Source organism: Arthrobacter sp. 05T45, from assembly GCF_056395875.1.
The window spans coordinates 55,421-77,687 of record NZ_JBFTKI010000007.1; the positions used below are offsets into that span (position 1 = coordinate 55,421).

Genomic DNA, 22,267 nt, shown 5'->3' on the forward strand with positions numbered 1-22,267 from the left:
GTGCGGCATGCGGCGAGGGGCCGTCCCCTGCCACGCGGGCAGAGGATCTGTCCAGATGTACTGTTCTCACCTGCCGCTCCTCGCTCCCTTCCGTTTCTCCGCACTATGCCCGGTAGACACAATGTGAGTGGGCGGATTGGTGTCCGCCTTCAGAAGTGATTCGGTACGCCACGGCATCTGGATGGGCGTGCTGCGCGGGAATTCTTTCCCGCGGGCCGCCCAGGGGCCGCCGCACGTCCTGGCGGGCCTCCGCGGCGGACCGCTACAACTTGGCCCCTGCGAACCCGTTCTGGCGCCACGCCTCGTAGACGGCGATGGATGCCGCGTTGGCCAGGTTCAGTGACCGGAGGGCTGGGAGCATCGGCAGGCGCACCCGGGACGTCACCCGGGGACTGTGTTTGACTTCCTCGGGCAGGCCTACGGATTCAGGACCAAACAGGAGGACGTCGCCGGCACGGTAGCGGATGTCTGTGTACGTGGTCTCGCCGTCGGAGGTGAAGGCAAATACCCGTTCCGGCTCGAGAGCGGCCCACGCCGCCTCGATGTCCGGGTGGACGGTCACGACGGCGAGGTCGTGGTAATCAAGGCCCGCCCGCCGGAGTTTGGCGTCGGAAAAGTCAAAGCCCAGGGGCTCCACCAGATGCAGTTCGGCCCCCGTAATGGCAGCCAGCCTGATGGCGTTTCCCGTATTGCCGGGGATTTCTGGGGTGTGGAAGAGGATGCGGAACACCGTCCCATCCTAGCGAGCCGCCGGCGTCGAACGCGCCTCGGGCCTTCCCTCCCCCGGGGCGCAGGGGAGCGCCCGGGCGGAATCTAGTGCATTCCGCGCAGCAGACGGGCCAGCACGGGAACGTTGACGGTGTTGGGCGCCGGTCCCGAGCCGAGGAACAACTTCAGGCCGCGGGCCAGGCCCGCGGCGTTGACCACCTCGACAAGGCCCGAGCCTTCCCCGTACCCGCTTCCCTGGCCGCCGGGGGCGCGGCGGTGCCGGTCGATGACCGGTTGATGCAGATTGCCGTCCGTGCTGTGGACGACAATCCAGCCGGTGACATTGAGCTCGGGAAATATGTCCTGCATCCGGCGCACGATGTGGCCCAGCTGGGGCGGGGCGACGGAGCGTCCGCCGTGGGTCAACGTGCTGCCGTTCCATGCATAGGCACCCGGCGGCAGGAGCATGGATCCGACGATCGCGAGACGGTACCCGGCAAGGACCGCGTGGTCGATGTGGCTGTTGTCCGCCGGGGACTGCAGCCCGTTGACAAGGCGCGCCGCCGGGATGGTGGTCAGGATCTGCCTGCTGATGAGCTGCACGGTGCGCATCTCGCGTTGGATCCGGGCTTCGGCGCCGAAGATGCCGCGCTTGCGGGGCATGCCGTGGACCTGCTGCCGGGCCACGCTGGCGGGAATCAGCGGCACCGCCGACCCGCCGTCAAACTGCTCGAACGGTGGAACATAGACGGGTGGATCTGCGGCCGTATTCCGCGGCGTGTTCGGCCGGCGCACGTTGGCGGAGGCCCGGCTGCCCGCGGCGGGCGCGTCGAAGTGGGCGCCCTCATCGCCGGCGGGAGACGAATACGCGCCGCCGGATGCGCTGCCGTAGGAGCGGTCGTAGTCCGCGCGGCGCTTGGTGTCGATGAGGGTCTCGTACGCGAGCGTGACGCGCCGAAACGCTGCAGGGTCGCCGCCATGGTCCGGGTGGGCGGTCCGGGCGGCCTTGCGGTACGCGACTTTGATGTCCTTCTCCGTCGCCGTCACGGGGATCCCGAGGACCTGGTAATGCGAGCTGCTGCCCTGCGTCAAACAGAGATCCTTTTCGTTGATGGTGCCGGCGGTGGGAACGCCGGACCGTTCGTGGGCGTCCGGCGTGCCCAGTTTAACCGGCTGGAGGAATAACGACTGCGTGCACAGGGATGGTTCCCGGCGGCTGGCATAATTCAGCGCATGCTGATCGCCGTCGCCGTCAACCCGCGCGCATCCTTTGGCCGGGCGCGGCACGCCGGCAAGGACGCGGCGGCGTACTTCCGTGCAGCCGGGGCGGAGGTCCTGCTGCTGTGCGCGGACAGTTATGCCGGGCTCGCGCAGGCAGTTGAGGCTGCGCTGGAGTCGGGCGTGGATGCCCTCGTGGTGGTGGGCGGCGACGGCATGGTCCACCTCGGGCTTAACGCGATAGCAGGTGCCGGTGCCGGAGCAGGTGCCGGTGCCCGCCGGCGGGTTCCACTGGGCATCATTCCCGCCGGGACGGGCAACGACACGGCCCGTTCGCTGGGCCTGCCGCTGCACGACCTCCCGGCGGCCTGTGAACGGGCCCTGGAGTCTTTGGCCGGCGGCGGCCGGATGATTGACGCCGGCAGGATCACCGCCGGAGGATCCTCCCGCTTGTTTGCGGGCGTGGTCTCGGCCGGGTTCGATGCCGCAGTCAATGAGCGGGCCAATGACTGGCGCTGGCCGCGCGGCAAGATCCGCTACCAGCTCGCCATGCTGCGGGAACTGGCGTCGTTCCGGGCCATCGATTACACGGTGACGGCCGACGGCGAGAAGTGGCAGCAGGGCGCCATGCTGATTTCCGTCGCCAACGGCCAGTCGATCGGCGGCGGGATGAGGATCGTCCCGGGAGCCGCCCTTGATGACGGCTACCTGGACCTCTTCATTGTCAACCGGCTGTCCCGGACCCGGCTGCTGGCCGTGTTTCCCAAGGTCTTTGCCGGCAAGCACGTGGGCCACCCCGCCGTGCAGCTTCGCCGGGTCCGCACCGTGGAACTGTCTGCCGGCAATATCGTGGCCTACGCCGACGGCGAGCGGATCGGGGCGCTCCCGATGACCATTGAGGTCGTTCCGCGGGCCGTCTGCGTCCTGGCGTAGTGGCGTGGCCCGGCGTCTTCGCCCAGCTGCCGGGACCAGTTGCCGGGACCCGCCGTCTGGCCTAGCTGCCTGGCGTCGCGGCCGGCACGGCCTTGCGCGGGGACAGCCTGTTCAGCGCCAGGGCACCCACGAGCAGCCCGAAGTCACGCAGAGCGACATCGTAGAAGCCGCCGAGGACGATCAGGTTGATGATGATGCCCAGCAGCCAGGCGGCCACGAGCACCGATCCGAAGCGCGGGCGCAGCGCCACCGCCACGCCGGCGACGATTTCCACCACGCCAACGATGTACATGATCGTCTGGGCCGGCAGCGGGACCACCTGGGTCACCACGGGCGCCAGGTACATCGTCCAGTCGGTCAAGAGGTTCGTGAACTTGTCCAGGCCGAACAGGATCGGCGCAACCGTAAAGACGGTCCGCAGCAGCAGGAAGGCCTGACGGTCCGCCGTGAGCTGCTGTGCGGGATTGGCGAGGGCTGGGGAAACTTTCATGGCATTGCTCCTTCTAAAAATAGATATCTCGATTTTAGAGAGCCCCGCAGCGATTAAGCAATGATTCTTGTTTTTAGAGATATTCTTGTGTCATGACCAAGCTTCCGTGGAACCACAGGCTGGCGGCGGTCGCGTCGCTGGGAGACGAGAGCCGCAGGAGGCTGTTTGACTTCGTCGCCTCAGCGGCAGATGCCGTTGGCCGGGACGATGCCGCGCAGGCCGTGGGCCTGGCGCGGAGCACTGCCTCGTTCCATCTGGACCGGCTCGTGAAAGACGGGCTGCTGGCTGTGGAGTTCCGCAAGCTCGGAGGGCGGGAGGGCCCGGGGTCCGGCCGGCCCGCCAAGCTGTACCGGGCCGCCGTGGATGAGGTCGCGGCCTCGGTGCCCGATCGCCACTATGATCTCGCCGCCGAGCTGCTGGTGTCCGCGATCGAGGACGCAACCAGCGGCGGCGGTTCGCCGCGGGAGGCCCTGCTTCGGGCTGCCCGCGCGAGGGGGCAGTCGGCGGGTGAGTCGGCAGCCCGCGCAGCCGGCCGCGAGCCGGCGGGGGCCGCCGGGGCGGGGCCTGCGGACTCCGCCGGCAGCCCCGATGGCGCCGGCCCGTTCGAGGACTTCCTGGCGGGGCAGGGCTATTGCCCGGCGGACGACGGCGGCGGGGGACTGGTGCTGCTGAACTGCCCGTTCCATCGCCTCGCCGCCGGGCACGCAGACGTGGTGTGTGCCATGAACGGAGCCTTTCTCGGCGGGGCCTCAATGGCCCTGGGGATCGAACCGGGCCGGATCGAAGCGCTCGCCATCGAAGATCTCAGGGAGCAGGGCGGCGCGCGGCCCGGGCAGTGCTGTGCCCGTCTTCTTCCATCGTGACCGGACTGCCTGCGTGAGCCTGCCTGCCTGAAGCGGCGGCGGGCGGCCCGGCTTGGGCCCTGCCGCTGGGGTGACCGGCGTTGCGGGCCTGGCCCTTGATTCCGGTCAGCAGCACGCCGGCGATCACCAGGAGGCCGCCTGCGATCTGCACGAGGGTGAGCGGGGTCCCGAACAGCACGGTGATGATCGCGGTGAAGACCACCATCAGGTTGAGGTAGTTTCCGGCGGTCCCGGACGGGGTGGTTTTCAGCGCCAGGTTCCAGAGGAGATAGGAACCAAGGGACGGGAACAGGGCGATATACGCCATCGACCAGCCTTCGGCCGCGGTATCGGGAAACCGCACGTTCATGGCGAGAGCAAACGGCGCCAGAGTCACGGTTGCGATCACCACCTGCACCGCTGTGGCCGCGACGGGCGGCACATCCAGCCGGCGGGCAACGATGGTGTAGAAGCCCCAGACGATGATCGCGCCAATCATCATGAGCTCACCGGTGTTGATGGCGAGGCTGACCACGCGGGCCAGCTCGCCCTGGGTCAGGACCAGCAGCACACCCAGCAGGCCAAGGCAGATGCCGAGCCAGCCCAGCCGTGTGGTCTTCTCACCGAGCAGGACGATCGCCATGACCACAATGAGGGCCGGGTTTGCGGCCGTCACCAGCGAGGCGTTCATCGCGGACGTGAATCCGAGCGCGCCGTAGAGCAGCAGTGTGTAGCCGCTCATGCCCAGGACACTCAGCAGCAGAAGCACGGGCCAGCGGCGCAGCACCGCGCCCCAGTCGGGCCGTTCAATGAGGTGGGCCAGGATCAGCAGCGGCACGGCGGCCAGGCTCCAGCGCCAGAAGGTCAGGTCCAGCGGTGTCATTGAGGCTCTGGCGGTCTGTCCGACGACGAAATTGCCGGACCAGAACAAGGTGGCCAGCACAAGGCAGAGTGGCGCTTTCACCGCTTGAATGTACACCAGCCCCGGGTGCTTCACTGTGCCCTTCACTGTGCCTCAGGCCGGTGCCTTCGCCCTGACACTGTGCCTCTGCCCTGAGACTGTGCCTTCGCCCTGGCACCGCGGCGGCCCGGGCGCGCGCAGGTAGAATTGGGCTGTGCCTGTCTACCTCGATCACGCCGCCACCACCACCCTCGCCCCGGAAGCGCTGGCCGCGCTGACGCGCGAACTGGCCCGGACCGGCAACCCGTCCTCGCTGCATGGATCGGGCCGCCGTGCCCGGCGCTCCGTGGAGGACGCGCGGGAAGTACTCGCGGCGGCCGCCGGCGCCCATCCCTCGGAGGTCATCTTCACCTCCGGCGGGACCGAGGCGGACAACCTGGCGGTCAAGGGCCTGTACTGGGCCCGCCGGGCCGAGGACCCGGCGCGGACCCGCATCCTCTGTTCCGCCGTCGAACACCACGCGGTGCTGGACACCGTCGAATGGCTCGAACGGCATGAAGGCGCCGACGTGTGCTGGCTCCCCGTGGATGACGCGGGCGTCGTGGACCTGGCCGTGCTCGAAGCCGAGCTGTCCCGGGATCCGGGCTCGATCGCACTGGTGAGCGTCATGTGGGCCAACAATGAGGTCGGCACCATCCAGCCCGTCGCCCGGGTTGTGGAACTGGCACACGCCGCCGGCGTACCCGTCCACTCCGACGCCGTCCAGGCCTTCGGCTCCCTGCCCGTTGACTTCCGCGGGACGGGCCTGGACGCCATGTCCGTCTCCGGGCACAAGATCGGCGGACCGGTCGGCGTGGGCGCGCTGATCCTGGGCCGGGCGGTGAAGCTGACCCCGGTCCAGCACGGCGGCGGGCAGGAACGCGACGTCCGCTCCGGGACGCTGGACACCGCCTCGATCGCCGCGTTTGCCGCGGCCGCCGAGGCCGTTGCCGCGAAACTCCCCGAGGAAGCCGCCAGGATCGCGGCCCTTCGGGACCGGCTGATTGAGGGGGTCCGTGCGGCCGTCCCCGAAGCCGTCCTGCGGGGCGCCCCGGGCCCCGGGCGGTTGCCGGGCAATGCGCATTTCACGTTCCCCGGCTGCGAAGGGGACTCGCTGCTGTTCCTGCTGGACCTCGCCGGCGTCGAATCCTCCACGGGCTCCGCCTGCACCGCCGGTGTTCCGAGGCCCTCCCATGTGCTGCTGGCGATGGGCCTGGACGAGGACACGGCGAGGGGGGCGCAGCGATTTACGCTCGGGCATTCCTCAACCGACGCCGACGTCGATGCCCTGCTCGCGGCGTTGCCGGGCGCCTACGCGCGGGGCCGCCAGGCCGGCATGGCCGGGCATGAGTCCAGCATCCAGACCGCCGGAACGGTCGCGCGCGAGGCCGCCCGTCAGGCTTCCGGCAGGAGCTGATCCAGGAGCTAATCCAGGAGCTGATCCAGGGGTACCGAGGAGTCGGCAAGCAGGTCCGGGCTCACGGCGGTGCGGGCGTTGATGAGCGCCTTGATCGCCTTCTGCGGCTTGGCGGCGCGGGGCCAGTTGACATTCATTCCGGCGATCACCTGGCCTTCGCGCTGCCAGAAGGCAATGAACTCCTTGTCCGCAAGCGAGCCGCGGATGACCGGCGGGCCGGCAACGAGCGTCGGGAAGCCCGAGTACTCCATGCTGACGTCGTACTGGTCCGTGTAGAAGTACGGGATGGTCTCCAGCGTGGCGTCGAGGCCGAGCATCGCTTTGGCTGCCACCTTGCCGCCATTCAGGGCATTGGACCAGTGCTCGCTGCGGTGGTGTTCCCCGGTGAACGGGTGCAGGGCGTTGGCGACGTCGCCTGCGGCGAAGATCCCGGGCGCCGAGGTCCGCAGCGACGCGTCGGTGAGGATGCCGTTGCGGATCCCGAGCCCGGCCGCCTCGGCCAACCCGACCTCCGGCACAACGCCGACGGCGATGACCACGAGGTCGGCGGGCAGGACTTCGCCCGAGTCGGTGACCACTGCCGTCGCCCGTCCAAACCACCCCTGAATCTCGGCAGCGGACGCCGGAAGCCTGAACCGTACCCCGTGGGCCTCGTGCAGCCCGCGGAAGAAGCCGCCCAGGTCCGGGCCAATCGCCGCGCCCAGCGGCACGTCCTCCAGCCCCAGCAGGGTGACGGTGTTTCCAAAGGTGCTGGCGGCAGCGGCCAGTTCCATCCCGATCCAGCCGGACCCGACCATGACCACGTGCAAACCGCCGCCGGCAAGGCGGGCGTGCAGGCGCCGGCTGTCCTCGACCGTCCGGAACGTGCTGACGCCCTCGAGACCGCTGCCGGGCAGCGGGATGGTCCTGGGCCGCGCTCCCGTGGCAAGCAGGAGCGAGCCGTACTCCAGCCGCCGCCCGTCATCCAGAACCACAGCCCGGGCAGCCGGGTCCACCGCCGTGACCTGGACGCCGAGCCGGAGGTCGACGTCGTTCGCGTCGTACCAGTCCTCGGGCACCACAGGCAGGGCGTCGTCGCCGGCCTTGCCCAGCAGGTACTCCTTGGACAGCGGCGGGCGCAGGTACGGCTGGTGGGACTCGGCGGCCACCAGCACCACCGGACCGCTGAAGCCCTCCGCCCGCAATGTTTTGGCGGCGGTGGCGCCGGCCAGCCCGCCGCCCACGATCACGATGTTCCCGACAGCCATGTCCGCTCGATTCCCGCGTCGGTGCGCTTCCGTTTTCTAAAACCGCTTGTCCTGACGCTAGAAGGGGGAGACGGTCCCGTCAAGGCCTTTTGGGGAGGATTCGGCGTGGCGATAGAATGGCGGGGCAGGCATTGTGCTATTTCCGGGGGCCAGCAGTAGCACTGCGGTTCAACCCAGCAGTGAAAGCCCGGCAGTAGCCCAGCACTAAAAGCCCAGCAGCACCGCAGCTGCGAACAGCAGCCCCGGGGCCTGTGACCCCCGAACCCTAGAGAAAGCCAGTATGCGAGTTCTTGCAGCCATGAGTGGCGGCGTCGATTCCGCCGTTGCCGCCGCCCGCGCCGTCGAGGCGGGGCACGACGTCGTCGGCGTCCACCTCGCGCTGTCCCGGATGCCGGGCACCCTGCGAACCGGCAGCCGCGGCTGCTGCACCATCGAGGACTCCCGCGACGCCTGGCGTGCGTGCGACATCCTCGGGATCCCGTACTACGTCTGGGACTTTTCCGAACGGTTCAAGGAAGATGTCGTCCAGGACTTCATCGATGAGTACGCCGCAGGCCGCACCCCCAATCCCTGCATGCGCTGCAACGAGCGGATCAAATTCGCCGCCCTGCTGGAGAAGGCCATCGCCCTGGGCTTCGATGCCGTATGCACCGGCCACTACGCGAAGGTCATCACGGACGCCGACGGCAACCCCGAACTGCACCGCGCTGCGGACTGGGCCAAGGACCAGAGCTATGTGCTGGGGGTGCTGACCCACGAACAGCTCAAACACTCGATGTTCCCGCTGGCCGAGACGCCGTCCAAGGCCGAGGTCCGCGCGGAGGCGGAGCGCCGCGGCCTCTCCGTGGCGAACAAGCCGGACAGCCACGACATCTGTTTCATTCCCGACGGCGACACCGCCGGCTGGCTCGCCGAGAAGATTGAAATGACCACGGGGGACATCGTGGACGAATCCGGCGCGAAGGTCGGCGAGCACCCGGGCGCCAACGCGTTCACCGTGGGCCAGCGCCGCGGGCTGAAGCTCGGCACCCCGGCCGCGGACGGCAAGCCGAGGTTCGTGCTGGAGATCCGGCCCAAGGAGAACAAGGTGGTGGTGGGCCCGGAGGCCCTGCTCGCCATCGACGAAATCCGAGGCATCAAGGTCTCCTGGGCGGGGCTGCCAATCGCCGAGGTGGCGACCGGAGAAGAGTTTGACTGCTACGCCCAGGTCCGCGCCCACGGCGACCCCGTCCCTGCCCGCGCGCACATGGCGGACGACGAGCTTGTGGTCACCCTCACCGAGCCGCTGCGCGGCGTGGCCCCCGGCCAGACGGTGGTGCTCTACCAGGGCAGCCGCGTGCTCGGCCAGGCCACGATCGATGCCGCGCGCTCGCTGCAGCGGGCCGCGCTCTAGCCGCCCGCCCCACCGACTCCAGCGAAGGGTCCCGCCAGTTGGCGGGGCCCTTCGTCGTCTGTGCCCTCCGTCGTCGTCCGACTACCCGGCCGTCCGAGGCGCCCGGATGCGCAGAGACCCTGCCGAAGATCCGGGCGGAATCCTGAAGAAAATGAGAGAAACCTTCGAATCGTGTAAATTTTGTGTCTCAACTCACAAAATGCAACGTTTCACCGAATGATTGTCTGGTTGAATCTAGGGATCAGCAAAGCGTGCCGCCCGACGAGGTAGTCGTTTCACTTCGGGCTGCGCTAGAACGCATCGAACAGAAAGTTCACAGATGGCAATGAACAAAAAGGCCTGGCACAGCGTCATCGCGCTGGCCGGGGTTTCCGCCTTTGCACTGACGGCCTGCACAGGGCCGACCGGGGGCGCTGGCGGGTCATCAGCCGCAGCAAGCGGTCCGATCGCCTACGGCACCACGGACAAGGTCACTGCCTTGGATCCGGCGGGCGCGTATGACAACGGTTCGTTCATGGTGATGAACCAGATCTACTCCTTCCTCCTCAACTCGAAGCCCGGCAGCGCAGATCCCGTGCCGGACCTGGCCGAGTCCGCGTCCTTCACCTCGCCGAACGAGTACACGGTCAAGCTCAAGCCGGGCCTCAAGTGGGCCAACGGCCACACGCTCGACTCCAAGGACGTCAAGTTCTCCTTCGACCGGCAGACCAAGATCAACGATCCTGCCGGTCCCGCAAGCCTGCTGACCAACATCGAAAGCATCACCGCCCCCGATGCCAACACCGTGGTCTTCAAGCTGAAGCAGGCGAACGACCAGACCTTCGCCCAGATCCTCAGCAGCCCCGCCGCGCCGATCGTAGACGATGAAGTCTTCCCGGCCGACAAACTGCTCGACGACGACTCGATCGTCAAGGCCAAGGCGTTCTACGGCCAGTACGTGATCGACACGTACAAGAAGAACGAGCTGGTCAGCTTCAAGGCATTCCCTGACTACCAAGGGGTCCTCGGCAAGCCGGCCAACGACGCCGCCACGATCAAGTACTACGCCGACCCCACCAACATGAAGCTGGACATCCAGCAGGGCAACATCGACGTCGCGAACCGCAGCCTGAGCGCCACCGACGTCGATGACCTCAAGAAGGACTCCAAGGTCAAGGTCAACGTTGGCCCCGGCGGCGAAATCCGCTACATCACGTTCAACTTCGACACGATGCCGTTCGGTGCCAAGGCTGCCGACGCCGATCCGGCCAAGGCGCTCGCCGTCCGCCAGGCCATCGCGAACCTCGTTGACCGCCAGTCCATCGCGGACCAGGTCTACAAGGGCACTTACCTGCCGCTGTACTCCAACGTTCCCAACGGCTTCCTGGGCGCCAACGAATCGTTCAAGGACGCCTACGGCGACGCCGGCAAGCCGAGCCTGGACAAGGCCAAGAAGGTCCTCGCCGACGCCGGTGTGACGACCCCTGTCTCGATGAACCTTCAGTACAACCCGGACCACTACGGGAAGTCCTCCGGCGATGAGTACGCCATGATCAAGGACCAGCTGGAGAAGTCCGGTTTGTTCAAGGTCAACCTGCAGTCCACGGAATGGGTCACCTACAGCAAGGCCAGCCGCGCCGACGAATACCCGCTGTTCCAGTTTGGCTGGTTCCCCGACTTCAGTGACGCCGACAACTACCTGACCCCGTTCTTCCCGGAGGGCGGCTTCCTGAAGAACCACTACAACAACCCCACCGTCAACGACCTGATCAGCAAGCAGCTCACCACCGTCGATAAGACTGAACGCGAGTCCACGATCAAGGATGCGCAGAATGCCCTCGCCAAGGACATCTCCACGCTTCCGTTGCTCCAGGGCGCGCAGGTTGCCATTTCCGGCAGCGGTGTCAAGGGTGTCGATTCCACCCTCGATGCCTCCTTCAAGTTCCGTTTGGGAACTCTTTCCAAGTAAGGCTGCAGCCCTGCTGTCCTGACCAGCCTGCGAGGCGGGGCGCCCCTCGAGGCGCCCCGCCTTTGCTGGTCATTGCCGCATCCTGCAGTTCACGCCGGCCCGCCCAAGGCCGCGACAGCACAATCTTAGGTACCAATGACAACATTGACTGAGGCGCCGCTAAACGACGCCGACGGACTTCTTCCGTCCAAGAAAAAATCCTCGGGTGGGGGCTTGGGGACCTACATCCTGATCCGGTTCTTCCTGATCATTCCGACCATTTTCATTCTGGTGACTTTGGTCTTCTTCCTGATGCGGGTCATCGGCGACCCCATCACCGCAGCCCAGGGCGGCAGGCTTCCGCCGGAGGCGCTCGCGCAGCGCATCCACGACGCCGGCTACGACCGCCCGATCCTCGTGCAGTACCTCGAATACGTTGGCCAGGTGGCGACCGGCAACTTCGGCACCACCATCACCGACCGCCGCCCTGTGGTCGAAATGATCATCACGTTTGGCACGGCAACCCTGGAACTGGCCATCAATGCCCTTATCGTGGCGCTGTTGGTCGGCATCCCGCTCGGCCTGATCGCCGCCTACCGGCGCGACAAGGCCCCGGACGCATTCCTGCGGTTCTTCGCCATCCTCTGCTACGCGACCCCGGTGTTCTTCGCCGGCCTGCTGATGAAGCTGGCCTTCTCCGTCTGGCTGGGCTGGCTGCCCGTCGCAGGACGGGCCTCCACCAGGACCGAGCTGGCCATGGGAAGCCTGGCCGCACCCACCGGGATCTACTGGCTGGATGCCTTGCGCAGCGGCAACATGGCCGCGTTCGGCGATGTCGCGGCCCATTCAGTCCTCCCCGCACTCACCCTGGGGCTCTTGACGGCAGGGGTCTTCCTGCGGCTGGTCCGCACCAACGTCATCGGCACGCTCGGCAAGGATTACGTCGAGGCCGGCAGGTCCCGTGGCGTCAGTAATTACCGGCTCGTGACCAAGCATGCCTACAAGCCTGCCCTCATCCCGATCATCACTGTCATGGGGCTCCAGATTGCCCTCCTGCTCGGCGGCGCCGTCCTCACGGAGTCCACCTTCGAGTGGAAGGGCCTCGGCTACCAGCTGGTGCAATACCTGAACGCCCGCGACTTCGTCGCCGTCCAGGGAATCGTCGTGATGCTGGCGGTCATCGTTGCCGTCACGAACTTCATGGTGGACGTCGTCGCAGCCCTGATCGACCCGCGAGTGAGGTACTAGCCATGAATGCAACCAAAGTAAGCGGGCGCAAGCAGCCCCTCATCTACCGGCTGCCGGTGATCTCGCATTTCCGCTCGAGCGTCGGGCTGCAACGCGGCATGCTCGTCACGGGCATGGTGCTGGCCGCCGTCTTCCTGCTCGTCGCCGTGTTTGCGCCGTGGATCGCGCCCTACGGGTTTGCCCAGCTCAGCGACGCCGCCGGTCCCTTCCCGACACAGCAGCCCCCCAGCCCGGCCCACATCTGGGGCACCACGGTTGGTGGCTATGACGTCTATTCCCGGGTGCTCTGGGGTGCCCAGACGGCCGCCGTGGTGATCATCGTGGCCGTCGCGATGTCGATCTTCCTCGGCGTAGCCCTCGGCCTCGTCAGCGGCTACTTCGGCGGCTGGCTGGACCGGGTGTTCGTGGTGATCGCCGATGCGATCTACGCTTTCCCGTCACTGCTCCTGGCCATCGTGATGTCAATCGTCATCAGCCACGGGCAGTCCAGTTTCTGGGGAGGCATTGTTGCCTGCTCCATCTCCATCTCGGTGGTGTTCGTCCCGCAGTACTTCCGGGTCATCCGTGCCGAGACCATCCGGCTGAAGGCGGAGCCGTACGTCGAATCGGCCAAGGTGGTGGGTGCCTCCAGCATCCGCATCATGGGCCGGCACATCTTCAAGAACGCAACCCGCACGCTGCCGCTGATTTTCACGCTGAACGCGTCCGAGGCCATCCTGACCCTGGCGGGCCTCGGCTTCCTGGGGTTCGGCATCGAACCGACCTCCGCCGCCGAGTGGGGCTATGACCTGAACAAGGCCATTGCAGATGCCTCCTCGGGCATCTGGTGGACCGGTGTCTACCCCGGTACTGCGATCGTCCTGACCGTGCTTGGGCTGACCCTCGTCGGTGAGAGCATCAACGACCTCAACGATCCCCGCCTGCGGGGCCGCAAGAAGGCTGTGGCAGGCAAGGGCGGACCCGACTCCACCGCCGGCACCCAGGCTGCACTCGAAGCAGAATCGAGAGTTCTATGACCACCAACATCGACAAGCCCGGCGCAGGCGCAGGCCCGGTCCTTGACATCGACCGGCTCAAAGTCACCTTCGCCACCGACGCCGGGGATGTGTATGCCGTCAAGGACGTGAGCCTCCAGGTCAACCCCGGCGAAGTCGTCGCCATTGTTGGCGAGTCGGGATCCGGCAAGACCGTGACCGCCAAGACCATCCTGGGACTGCTGCCGGAGACGGCCATCAGCCAAGGCGCCGTCCTGATCAACGGCAACAACGTCATCAGCGTCAGCGAAGCCAAGCTGCGGGAGATCCGGGGCCGCGACGTGGCCATGGTGTTCCAGGAGCCATCCACCGCCCTCAACCCGGTCTTCACCGTGGGGTGGCAGATCGCCGAAGGAATCCGCGCACACGCCGGCTCTGGCGGCCGCAGCAAGGTTTCGGCCAAGGAAGCCAAAGCGCGGGCAATTGAAGCCCTCCGCAAAGTGGGCATCCCGGACCCGGAAACTCGGGTCAACTACTATCCGCACCAGTTCTCGGGCGGCCAGAAACAGCGCGTCGTGATTGCCGCCGCGCTGGCCCTGAACCCTGGCCTCATTGTGGCCGACGAGCCCACGACCGCCCTGGATGTCACCGTGCAGGCCGAGATCCTTGAACTGCTGCGGGATCTGCGCGACAACTACGGGACCTCCATCGTGCTGATTACGCACAACATGGGCGTCGTCGCCGACCTCGCCGACCGCGTCGTGGTCATGTACCAGGGCGACGTCGTGGAGGAGGCATCCTCACGGGTGCTGTTCGCCGAGCCCAGGGAGGACTACACCAAGAAGCTCCTCGCCGCCGTCCCGCACCTGGGCCGCAACTCCGCCTCGGAGGGCATGGTCGAACGCGCCCACCAGGGCGGCAAGGTGCTGGTCGAGGCAAAGAACCTGACCATCGAGTATCCGGGGCGGCTCGGCAGCCCGGCGTTCAAGGCCGTCGACGGCGTCAGCTTCACCGTGTCCGAAGGCGAAGTCTTCGGCCTCGTGGGGGAGTCCGGCTCCGGCAAAACCACCATCGGCCGGGCGATCGCGGGACTCAACCGGACCACGGGCGGCAGCCTGAATGTGCTGGGCTACGAGATGCTGAACTTCAAGGAGCGCACCTTCAAGCCGCTCCGCAAGGAGATCGGCTTCGTTTTCCAGGACCCGGCGGCCTCGTTCAACCCGCAGCTGACCATCGGCGATTGCGTGGCGGAACCGCTGATCATCCACTCCAACCCGACCGCGGCCGAGGCACGCAAGAAGGTCGGGGAGCTGCTCGAGTCCGTGCAGCTGCCGGCGTCGTACGCTGACCGGTTCCCGCACGAACTCTCCGGCGGGCAGCGCCAGCGCGCCTCGCTGGCGCGGGCGCTCATCCTGAACCCGAAGCTGCTCATCGCCGATGAGCCGACGTCGGCCCTGGACGTGTCCGTGCAGGCCGTCGTGCTGGAGCTGTTCAAGGAGATCCAGCAGGAGTTCGGCTTCGCGTGCCTGTTCATCAGCCACGACCTCGCCGTGGTGGACATGCTCGCCCACTGGGTCGGCGTGCTCTACAAGGGCAAGATGGTGGAGCAGGGCCTCGGCAACCAGGTGATGGGCAACCCGCAGCACGACTACACGAAGAAACTCATCGCCTCCCTGCCTGTTCCGGACCCCGACGAACAGGCCAGGCGCCGCGAGGCGTTCAAGGCCGTGCTCCACAGCTAACTGCCGGAACCGGGCACACCTGCCCGATCCGGCGCGGCCCGATCCTGCGCCGGCCAGGGCTCCGGCAGGGCCACAGCCAAGGTGCATGCCCACCGTTCGCCACGAACGGTGGGCATGCCCCTTGGTGTCTCCGCGGGCGCCTGCAACGGTGCTTAACAGCGGGAGGCATTGGCCGCGGAACCCCTAGACTGGGTCAATGACCGAGCAGAACCCCACTCTTCCCGAAACCGATTCCTACGACCCGGCGGCAAGCTCCCTGGCCGGTTCCGTGGATCCCGCGGTCATGGCGGAGCTGCTGTCGATCCGCTCCAGCATCGACAACATCGATGCCACCCTCGTCTTCCTCCTCGCCGAACGCTTCAAAGCCACCCAGAAGGTCGGCTTCCTCAAGGCCGCGCACCAACTTCCCGCCGGGGACCCGGGCCGTGAAACGGCGCAGATCGCCCGGCTGCGGCACCTCGCCGCCGAAGCCCACCTGGACCCGGCCTTCGCGGAGAAATTCCTGAACTTCATCATCGGCGAGGTCATCCGCCACCACGAGGCCATCGCCGAGGACCACCAGGCCGCCCAGGCCTCCGGCTCCGCGGACGCCGCCCGCGCCGCAGACGCCTAGCCATGGCAGTACCAGACGCGCCCGCACCGGGCCAAGTGACCGCGACCGCCCTTGGCCCCTGGCCGGGCGAGGACCCGGCCGAGGCCGCCCGCATCATCCGCGGTGAACTGGGCAGCCCGCACCTGCCGTTCCTCGCCGAGCTTCCCGATCGCGGCGTCGGCTCCGATGCCCTGGGCCGGACCGCCTCTTTGCTCGTCGAACTAGCCGTCGACGTCCAGCCGCATGGATGGCGGTTCGTGGACCGGCCCGGCAAGGACCTGCAGCGGGCCAAGTCGGCCCTGTCCACCGACATCAACATCCTGGCGGACGTGATCGGCGTCGAGGAAGTGCCGTCGGACGATATCAAGATCCAGCTGCGCGGGCCGCTCAGCCTTGCCGCCGGGCTGCACCTGCACAACGGCGAGCGGGCCCTGATCGACTACGGTGCCCGCCGGGACATCGCGGACTCGCTCGCAGCGGGCGTGGAAGGCTACCTCAAGCGGGTGGCGGCGGCTGCCCCCGGTGCCCGGATCGTCGTCCAGATCGACGAACCTGAAATTGCGTCGGTGCTGGCCGGCACCATTCCCACCGCCAGCGGTTACCGGACCCTGCGTTCGGTGCCGGGCCGGGAAGTGACCGAGTCCTGGCAATTGGTGATCGACGCGCTCCGGGCCGCGGGCGCCGTCGAAACCGTTGTGGCCGTCTCCGAGGTAGAGGCGCCGTTCGAGCGGATCCTGGCGGCAGGCGCGGATGGAATCGCTGTGCCGCTTCGGGCCCTGACCTCGCGCCAGTGGGAACAACTCGCGGGCGCGGTGGAGGCCGGCAAGCGGCTCTGGGCCGGCGCGCTGGACGTGGCTGATCCTGCCGCGTCACTGCCACGGGTCCGCGACGTCGTGGAAAACGTATGGCGCCCATGGCGGCAGCTGGGTCTGCCGGCGTCCACGCTGGGTGCGCTCCGGGTCACGCCGTCGGAGGGCCTGGCGCGGCACTCACCCGCCACTGCGGCGGCGGTCCTGACCCGGCTGACCCAGGTGGCGGACGGGCTCAACCAGCTTGCCCTCGGCTAGCGCGGCACCTTCGGCCGCCGGCGGCCCGGGGCGCAACCGTGCCCGCGGTGCCTCCGCTGTGCCCTGCTGGCCCTGGTCAGACCCTGCTTTCCCAGGCGTCCGGTCGGGCGTGCCCTGGCAGGTAGCCCGGCGCCGCAATACCGCCGGGGTAGGGCTCGAGCCGGTAGTCGAAATGGCCGGCGTAGACCAGCACCAGCCCGAGCTGGGGCTGGATCACCTTGACCTGGATCCGGTGCCTGCCGCCGTCCTGCGGCTCCCACCACTGCTCGGCGTAGGCCTTGGCGTCGAGGGCCGCCGGCAGCGGAATCCGGAGCGGTCCCACGAACAGCCGCGACGCCTCGGACACGCCGCGCAGCCGGCCCTCCGGCGTGACGCTGAGATTGAGGTCGGTGACGAGCCGCCGGTACCGGCCCACGTAGTCCACGAGCCCGGGCCCGAGCCCGCCGTCATCAAAGCTGGTGGTGTCCTGGAACAGCCGGGTGGTGCCCGGGAAGAAGATTTCCCTGCGGGCCGTCAGGCTGGACCTGCCGAACGGGTCCAGGTGGGCGTGGTTCTCGATCCGGAAGCGGACGCCCTCGCCGTACTCGGGGAAGAAGGCCTGCTCGCCGGTGGTGAGCCGCAGCAGGGGACGCAGCCAGGCCTGCCGGCAGCCGACGACGTCGAACACCCCCTCGCCGACGCCGTAGTGGCCGGATCCCGGTGCCAAAGCAAAGTATTCTTGAAGCTCCGGCTGCAGTCGGGCAAAGTCGCTGCCCAGGGCGCGCTGGTAGATCGGGGTGTTCACGGGTTCCTCCTGCGGTCCGGGCCGGTTCACTGGGCCTGTCCACAGCATGCAGGACAACGCGGCAATTGTCACAGCGTCCCGTGCATCGGCGCGGTTCCGGGCCGGTTCCGGCGGGGTTCCGGCGGCGGTGGCAGGCCCGGTTGCACCATGCCGGCGGGCCGCCCGATACGACAAAGCCAATTCAATGGGGGAATATATAACTATGAAGGCACGCATTCTGGTAGTGGATGATGACGAGGCTCTGGCCGAGATGATCGGTATTGTGCTGCGCAATGACGGCTTCGAACCCGTCTTCTGCGCGGACGGCGCACAGGCGCTGGACGTGTTCCGCTCCTCCAAGCCGGACCTCGTCCTGCTCGACCTCATGCTGCCGGGGATGGACGGCATTGAAGTCTGCCGCCAGGTCCGAGCCGAGTCCGACGTCCCGATCGTGATGCTCACGGCCAAGGCGGATACCTCGGATGTGGTCCGCGGCCTCGAGTCCGGTGCCGATGACTATGTGCCCAAGCCGTTCAAACCCGCCGAGCTCGTCGCCCGGGTCCGGGCCAGGCTCCGCCCGGGTGACCAGAAGGCACCGGAAACCCTGCGGATCGCCGATGTCACGATCGACGTGGCCGGCCACCTGGTCAGCCGCGGCAACGACCGGATCTCCTTGACGCCGCTGGAATTCGACCTCCTCGTCGCCCTGGCCCGCAAGCCGTGGCAGGTGTTCACGCGCGAACTGCTCCTGGAGCAGGTCTGGGGCTACCGGCACGCCGCCGACACCCGGCTGGTCAATGTCCATGTCCAGCGGTTGAGGTCCAAGATCGAACGCGACCCGGAAGCCCCCGAAGTTGTATTGACGGTCCGTGGTGTCGGCTATAAAGCAGGTTCCTGAGCCTGCGGACCGCAGTGTCCGGCAGTCCATAGCAACGGATACGGCGTCGCCGGCTGAGTCAGCCGCGCCGCCGTCGGCCGAGTTATCCGCGCCGCCGCCGGCCGAGTTATCCGCGCCGCCGGCCGAGTCGTCCGCGGCGCCGGCTGAGTCATCTGCGGCCTCATCGCCGGAGACGTCCATGCCCCGCGCGCCCGAAACGCCCCGCGGCGGGCCAGGCCCGTGGCGGCGTCTGGCCTTCCGGACCCGTTTGTGGGCCAAACGCGCGAGGATCGTTGGCGTCCGGGTCGCGCGGCTGGTCCGCACCGGGATGCAGCGCCTGTGGCCCGGCATCCTGTACCTGCTCCGGGCGGTACAGCGGAAGTGGCGGCGTTCGCTGCAGTTCCGGACGGTCCTGACCACGCTGATGCTGGCCATGGGCTCGTTCGCGGTGGTGGGCGCCTACCTGTCCAACCAGATCGCCAACAACCTGTTCCAGGAACGGCTCGCCCAGGCCGAATCGGAGACGCGCTACAACGTCAAGCAGGTCCAGGACACGTTCGACGGCGCCCAGGTCACCGACCAGTCCAGCGTCATCACCCTGGTCTATGACACCCTGAACGCGGTCGAAGGCCGCGGATCCGTGATCCAGCGGCGCTACGTCTTCGAGGCCATGCCGGAGCAGACCAAGCCGCGCAACCGTTGGGTTGAATCCCGGGCCTCGGACCAACTCACCATCGGCGTCATCCCCCCGGACCTGCGCAAGGCTGTGCAGGACTCGGGCAAGGACCAGTACTGGGCGTCCACCCAGTTCCCGGTAGGGACCGAAGACCGGCCCGGCATCGCCGTCGGCAACAAGGTGACCTTCAACGGCACCGTCTACGAGCTCTACCTCATCTATGACCTCAACACGGCGCAGAAGACCCTCGACGAGATCCAGAATGTCCTGCTGGCCGGCGGCGCGCTGCTGGTGCTCATGATCGGCGGCGTCGCCTGGTATGTGACCCGCAACGTGGTCAGCCCGGTCAGCCATGCCGCCGTCGTCTCCGAGAAGCTCGCCGCCGGCCAGCTGCAGGAGCGCATGGTGGTCAAAGGCGAGGACGAGGTTGCCCGCCTGGGCGCCTCGTTCAACCACATGGCCGCCAGCCTCCAGGAACAAATCACCCAGCTGGCCACGCTGTCCCAGATGCAGCAGCGGTTCGTCTCCGATGTCTCCCACGAGCTCCGCACCCCGCTCACCACGGTGCGCATGGCCGCCGAAGTCCTTTATGACGCCCGCGAGGACTTCGACCCCATCAACAAGCGCTCCGCGGAGCTGCTCTACAACCAGGTGGAACGCTTCCAGTCGCTCCTGGCGGACCTGCTGGAAATCTCCCGCTTTGACGCCGGCGCCGCTACCCTGGACGCCGAGCCCACCGACATCGTCCAGCTTGTCGCGCATGTCATCGAGGGGGTGGCGCCCGTCGCCGCCGAATACGGGTCCGCCGTCACCCTCAACGCCCCGGCCGGCAGCGTCATTGTCGACATGGACGACCGCAGGATCGACCGGATCCTGCGCAACCTGATCCTGAACGCCCTCGAACACGGCGAGGGCCGGCCGGTCAACGTTTCCGTGGCCGCCAGCGGCACCGCCGTGGCTGTGGCCGTACGGGATCACGGAATCGGCATGACCCCGGCTGAGGCGGCGCGCGTCTTCGACCGCTTCTGGCGCGCCGATCCGGCCCGGGCCCGCACCACGGGCGGCAGCGGGCTGGGACTGTCCATTGCCGCCGAGGACACCAAGCTCCACGACGGCTGGCTGCAGGCCTGGGGGAGCAAGGGAGAAGGGTCGAACTTCCGCCTGACCCTTCCCCTGCGCCGCGACGAGCCGATCACCAGGTCCCCGCTCCAGCTCGAACCGGTCAACGTCGGGCTCCCCGAGGCAGGCCGCCAGCGCACCGTGGTGTTGCTGGACCCGCTCCGGACCGCGGGCGGGACCGGTGTTGAGGGATCCTCGGACGGATTCGCAGACGGCTTCGATGACGACTTTTCTGACGACGGCGGCAGCGGTGCCGCCGGCGGGGCCATCCCGGACGGCGGCCCGGCCGGCCCCCGGGGGACCGGGACGGAGGGCAGGGCATGAGTGGGGTTTCGGGCAGGTTTACCCGCGTGGGGGCTGCGCTGCTGGCGCTCATCCTGCTTCTGTTGACCTCGTGCGCCCAGATTCCGCGCTCGGGGCCGGTGGGCAAGAGCACGGACGAGAGTGCGGGAAACCCGAACGCCCCGGTCTTCTTTCCGGCCGCGCCGCGTCCCGGCGCCGGACCCGAAGCGGTGATCGAAGACTTCTACCTCGCCGGCAGCGGCTACGAGGACGACTACGCCGTGGCCCGGCAGTACCTCACCCAGGGTTCGTCGGTGACGTGGAAGCCGGACCAGCGGGCGCTCGTGTTCCGCAAGGCCACGGTGGTGGCCACCGGCGTCGAAAATGTCTTCAACTACCAGCTCGACCTCGCCTATTCGGTGGACGCCGACGGCGTGGCCACGCAGCTTCCCGAGGGCACCACCGAAAACATACCCGTCACCGTGACCCAGGTGGACGGCGAATGGCGAATCTCCGATCTTCCTGACGGCACGGCCATTCCGGAAGAAACCTTCAAGGTCATTTACGGCGCGTTCCCGATCTACTTCTACGACCCCACGTTCACCTACGCAGTGCCCGACGTCCGGTGGTTCATCCGCAAGAAGACCGTCAAAGCCATGACGAGCGCGCTCCTGGGCGGACCCGCCCCCTACCTCAAGGGCGCCGTCGTCAGCGCGTTCCCTTCAGGCATCAAGCTGGCCCGCGAATCAGTGCCCGTGGTGTCCGGCGCCGCGCAGGTGGATCTCACCGCCAAGGACCTGGTCGAGGCCTCCAACGAGGACCGGCTGCGGATGCAGACGCAGCTTGCCCTGACGTTCCGCAGCCAACCGGATGTGATCAACGTTGAGCTCCGGGCCAACCAGGACCTGGTGCGCGTCGAGGACAACGGCACGGTCCTGCCTCCGGTCCAGGACGAAAGCGTCCCCGCTTACCAGATCGCCGTCAGCAACAATGACCTGGTCCGGTACGAAAACAACAGGATTTCACCGCTCCCGGACGTCCGGTCCGTCGCAGCCCTCTCACCCCGGGCGCCTGCGGAGTCCACCGAGTCGCAGGCGGCCGCGTTCCTCAACGCCGCCCGCACCACGCTGTACTCGATCGTTCCGGGCCAGCCCGCCAGGGCGCTGACCACGCGGGCCGCGCTGTCCCGGCCTTCGTTCGGCCGCTATGACTGGGTCTGGACTGCCGGGCCGGGTGCCGGCGGCGCCACCGAGGTGGTGGCCTACCGGCCGGTCGGTGCGGCGGAGAACGCCAGCGTACCCACTGTGACCCTGTCGCCCGGATGGCTCGCGGGCCGGACGGTGAAGGAGTTCCGGATTTCCCGGGACGGCACGCGGGCCCTCGTCATTTCGCAGCAGAACGGCAAGAGCAAGGTCCAGATCACCGGGATCATCCGGAACGCGGACGGCACCCCGAGGGACCTGACCGTGCCCCTGACGCTCCTGACCCCCCGGGACCCGGACCAAGGGGTCTGGGTGGATGACACCACCGTCGCGGTCATGAAGGCATCCGCCAGCGATGCCGTCACCCCCGAGCTGTTGTCGCTGACATCGGCACAGCCGCAGCAGCTGGCGCCGTGGCCCGGGCTGACCGCCCTCAGCGCGGGCAACGGACCGGCCGAGATCTACGGCCAGTCCGCGGAAGGGATCTTCCAGCGGCTGGGCAACGGCTGGTCACCGCAGCTCAAGGGCCCCATCGACCCCTCGTTCCCCGGCTGACCGGCGTCCCCTCGGACGACGGCTGACCGGCGTCCCTTCGTTCCCCGGCTGACCG

At 67.8% G+C, this 22,267-nt stretch carries 19 protein-coding genes; 13 read left to right on the forward strand and 6 right to left on the reverse strand.

Annotation, left to right across the window (positions count from 1 at the left end):
• Window positions 1-262: 262 nt before the first annotated feature.
• Together AC1DGD_RS09760 and AC1DGD_RS09765 are read right to left on the reverse strand one after the other, a co-directional pair.
• On the reverse strand, window positions 263-730 hold the full coding sequence (locus tag AC1DGD_RS09760) for a tRNA (cytidine(34)-2'-O)-methyltransferase (RefSeq protein ID WP_476856671.1): 468 nt from the start codon (window positions 728-730) through the stop codon (window positions 263-265).
• An 83-nt stretch (window positions 731-813) separates the two neighbouring features.
• The gene (locus AC1DGD_RS09765) at window positions 814-1,800 is read right to left on the reverse strand and encodes a J domain-containing protein (RefSeq protein ID WP_476848771.1); all 987 of its coding nucleotides are present in this window, start codon (window positions 1,798-1,800) and stop codon (window positions 814-816) included.
• Window positions 1,801-1,941: 141 nt separating this feature from the next.
• Between AC1DGD_RS09765 and AC1DGD_RS09770 the strand changes: the two genes are divergently transcribed.
• Entirely contained in the window at window positions 1,942-2,859 is a 918-nt protein-coding gene (locus tag AC1DGD_RS09770) for a diacylglycerol/lipid kinase family protein (RefSeq protein WP_476856672.1), read from the forward strand.
• Between the two features lie 61 nt (window positions 2,860-2,920).
• On the opposite strand, the gene AC1DGD_RS09775 is transcribed toward AC1DGD_RS09770, so the two are convergent.
• Window positions 2,921-3,349: a hypothetical protein gene (locus AC1DGD_RS09775; RefSeq protein ID WP_476856673.1), complete on the reverse strand. Its 429-nt coding sequence runs from the start codon at window positions 3,347-3,349 to the stop codon at window positions 2,921-2,923.
• A 92-nt stretch (window positions 3,350-3,441) separates the two neighbouring features.
• Between AC1DGD_RS09775 and AC1DGD_RS09780 the strand changes: the two genes are divergently transcribed.
• Window positions 3,442-4,212 (forward strand): helix-turn-helix transcriptional regulator, encoded by a 771-nt coding sequence (locus AC1DGD_RS09780; protein WP_476856674.1) that lies wholly within the window; start codon window positions 3,442-3,444, stop codon window positions 4,210-4,212.
• Here the strand turns inward: AC1DGD_RS09780 and AC1DGD_RS09785 are convergent.
• On the reverse strand, window positions 4,154-5,155 hold the full coding sequence (locus AC1DGD_RS09785; protein WP_476856675.1) for a DMT family transporter: 1,002 nt from the start codon (window positions 5,153-5,155) through the stop codon (window positions 4,154-4,156). The two genes, AC1DGD_RS09780 and AC1DGD_RS09785, sit on opposite strands and share 59 nt — an antisense overlap.
• A 151-nt stretch (window positions 5,156-5,306) precedes the next feature.
• On the opposite strand from AC1DGD_RS09785, the gene AC1DGD_RS09790 reads away from it, so the two are divergent.
• Entirely contained in the window at window positions 5,307-6,548 is a 1,242-nt protein-coding gene (locus AC1DGD_RS09790; protein WP_476856676.1) for a cysteine desulfurase family protein, read from the forward strand.
• Between the two features lie 8 nt (window positions 6,549-6,556).
• On the opposite strand, the gene AC1DGD_RS09795 is transcribed toward AC1DGD_RS09790, so the two are convergent.
• A complete protein-coding gene (locus tag AC1DGD_RS09795) occupies window positions 6,557-7,795 on the reverse strand; it encodes an NAD(P)/FAD-dependent oxidoreductase (protein WP_476856677.1) in 1,239 nt (412 codons plus the stop codon).
• 280 nt (window positions 7,796-8,075) lie between these two features.
• Here AC1DGD_RS09795 and mnmA point away from each other — a divergent pair, with 280 nt between their 5' ends.
• The 7 genes from mnmA to AC1DGD_RS09830 all read left to right on the forward strand — a co-directional run bounded on the left by mnmA (window position 8,076) and on the right by AC1DGD_RS09830 (window position 16,738).
• Window positions 8,076-9,188 (forward strand): tRNA 2-thiouridine(34) synthase MnmA, encoded by a 1,113-nt coding sequence (gene mnmA / locus AC1DGD_RS09800; protein WP_476856678.1) that lies wholly within the window; start codon window positions 8,076-8,078, stop codon window positions 9,186-9,188.
• A 319-nt stretch (window positions 9,189-9,507) separates the two neighbouring features.
• Entirely contained in the window at window positions 9,508-11,136 is a 1,629-nt protein-coding gene (locus tag AC1DGD_RS09805; RefSeq protein WP_476856679.1) for an ABC transporter substrate-binding protein, read from the forward strand.
• Window positions 11,137-11,271: 135 nt separating this feature from the next.
• Window positions 11,272-12,363 (forward strand): ABC transporter permease, encoded by a 1,092-nt coding sequence (locus AC1DGD_RS09810; RefSeq protein ID WP_476856680.1) that lies wholly within the window; start codon window positions 11,272-11,274, stop codon window positions 12,361-12,363.
• Window positions 12,364-12,365: 2 nt separating this feature from the next.
• Window positions 12,366-13,379 carry an ABC transporter permease gene (locus AC1DGD_RS09815; RefSeq protein WP_476848779.1) on the forward strand — a complete coding sequence of 338 codons (1,014 nt, stop codon included), beginning with the start codon at window positions 12,366-12,368 and terminating at the stop codon, window positions 13,377-13,379.
• Entirely contained in the window at window positions 13,376-15,079 is a 1,704-nt protein-coding gene (locus tag AC1DGD_RS09820) for an ABC transporter ATP-binding protein (protein WP_476856681.1), read from the forward strand. Before AC1DGD_RS09815 ends, AC1DGD_RS09820 begins: the two co-directional genes overlap by 4 nt.
• 196 nt (window positions 15,080-15,275) lie before the next feature.
• Window positions 15,276-15,692, forward strand: a complete 417-nt coding sequence (locus AC1DGD_RS09825; protein ID WP_230011813.1) for a chorismate mutase — start codon at window positions 15,276-15,278, stop codon at window positions 15,690-15,692.
• Window positions 15,693-15,694: 2 nt separating this feature from the next.
• The gene (locus AC1DGD_RS09830; protein ID WP_476856682.1) at window positions 15,695-16,738 is read left to right on the forward strand and encodes a uroporphyrinogen decarboxylase/cobalamine-independent methonine synthase family protein; all 1,044 of its coding nucleotides are present in this window, start codon (window positions 15,695-15,697) and stop codon (window positions 16,736-16,738) included.
• Between the two features lie 76 nt (window positions 16,739-16,814).
• Here the strand turns inward: AC1DGD_RS09830 and AC1DGD_RS09835 are convergent, their stop codons facing one another.
• Window positions 16,815-17,522 (reverse strand): DUF4166 domain-containing protein, encoded by a 708-nt coding sequence (locus AC1DGD_RS09835; protein WP_476848781.1) that lies wholly within the window; start codon window positions 17,520-17,522, stop codon window positions 16,815-16,817.
• A gap of 202 nt (window positions 17,523-17,724) precedes the next feature.
• Between AC1DGD_RS09835 and mtrA the strand changes: the two genes are divergently transcribed.
• From mtrA to AC1DGD_RS09850, 3 genes are all read left to right on the forward strand, one after another.
• Window positions 17,725-18,399 carry an MtrAB system response regulator MtrA gene (gene mtrA / locus AC1DGD_RS09840; RefSeq protein WP_026538469.1) on the forward strand — a complete coding sequence of 225 codons (675 nt, stop codon included), beginning with the start codon at window positions 17,725-17,727 and terminating at the stop codon, window positions 18,397-18,399.
• Between the two features lie 178 nt (window positions 18,400-18,577).
• Complete coding sequence (mtrB, locus tag AC1DGD_RS09845; protein ID WP_476848782.1) at window positions 18,578-20,497, forward strand: MtrAB system histidine kinase MtrB; 1,920 nt, start codon at window positions 18,578-18,580, stop codon at window positions 20,495-20,497.
• Window positions 20,494-22,212 (forward strand): LpqB family beta-propeller domain-containing protein, encoded by a 1,719-nt coding sequence (locus AC1DGD_RS09850; RefSeq protein WP_476848783.1) that lies wholly within the window; start codon window positions 20,494-20,496, stop codon window positions 22,210-22,212. The genes mtrB and AC1DGD_RS09850 overlap by 4 nt, the downstream gene beginning before the upstream one ends.
• Window positions 22,213-22,267: the final 55 nt, after the last annotated feature.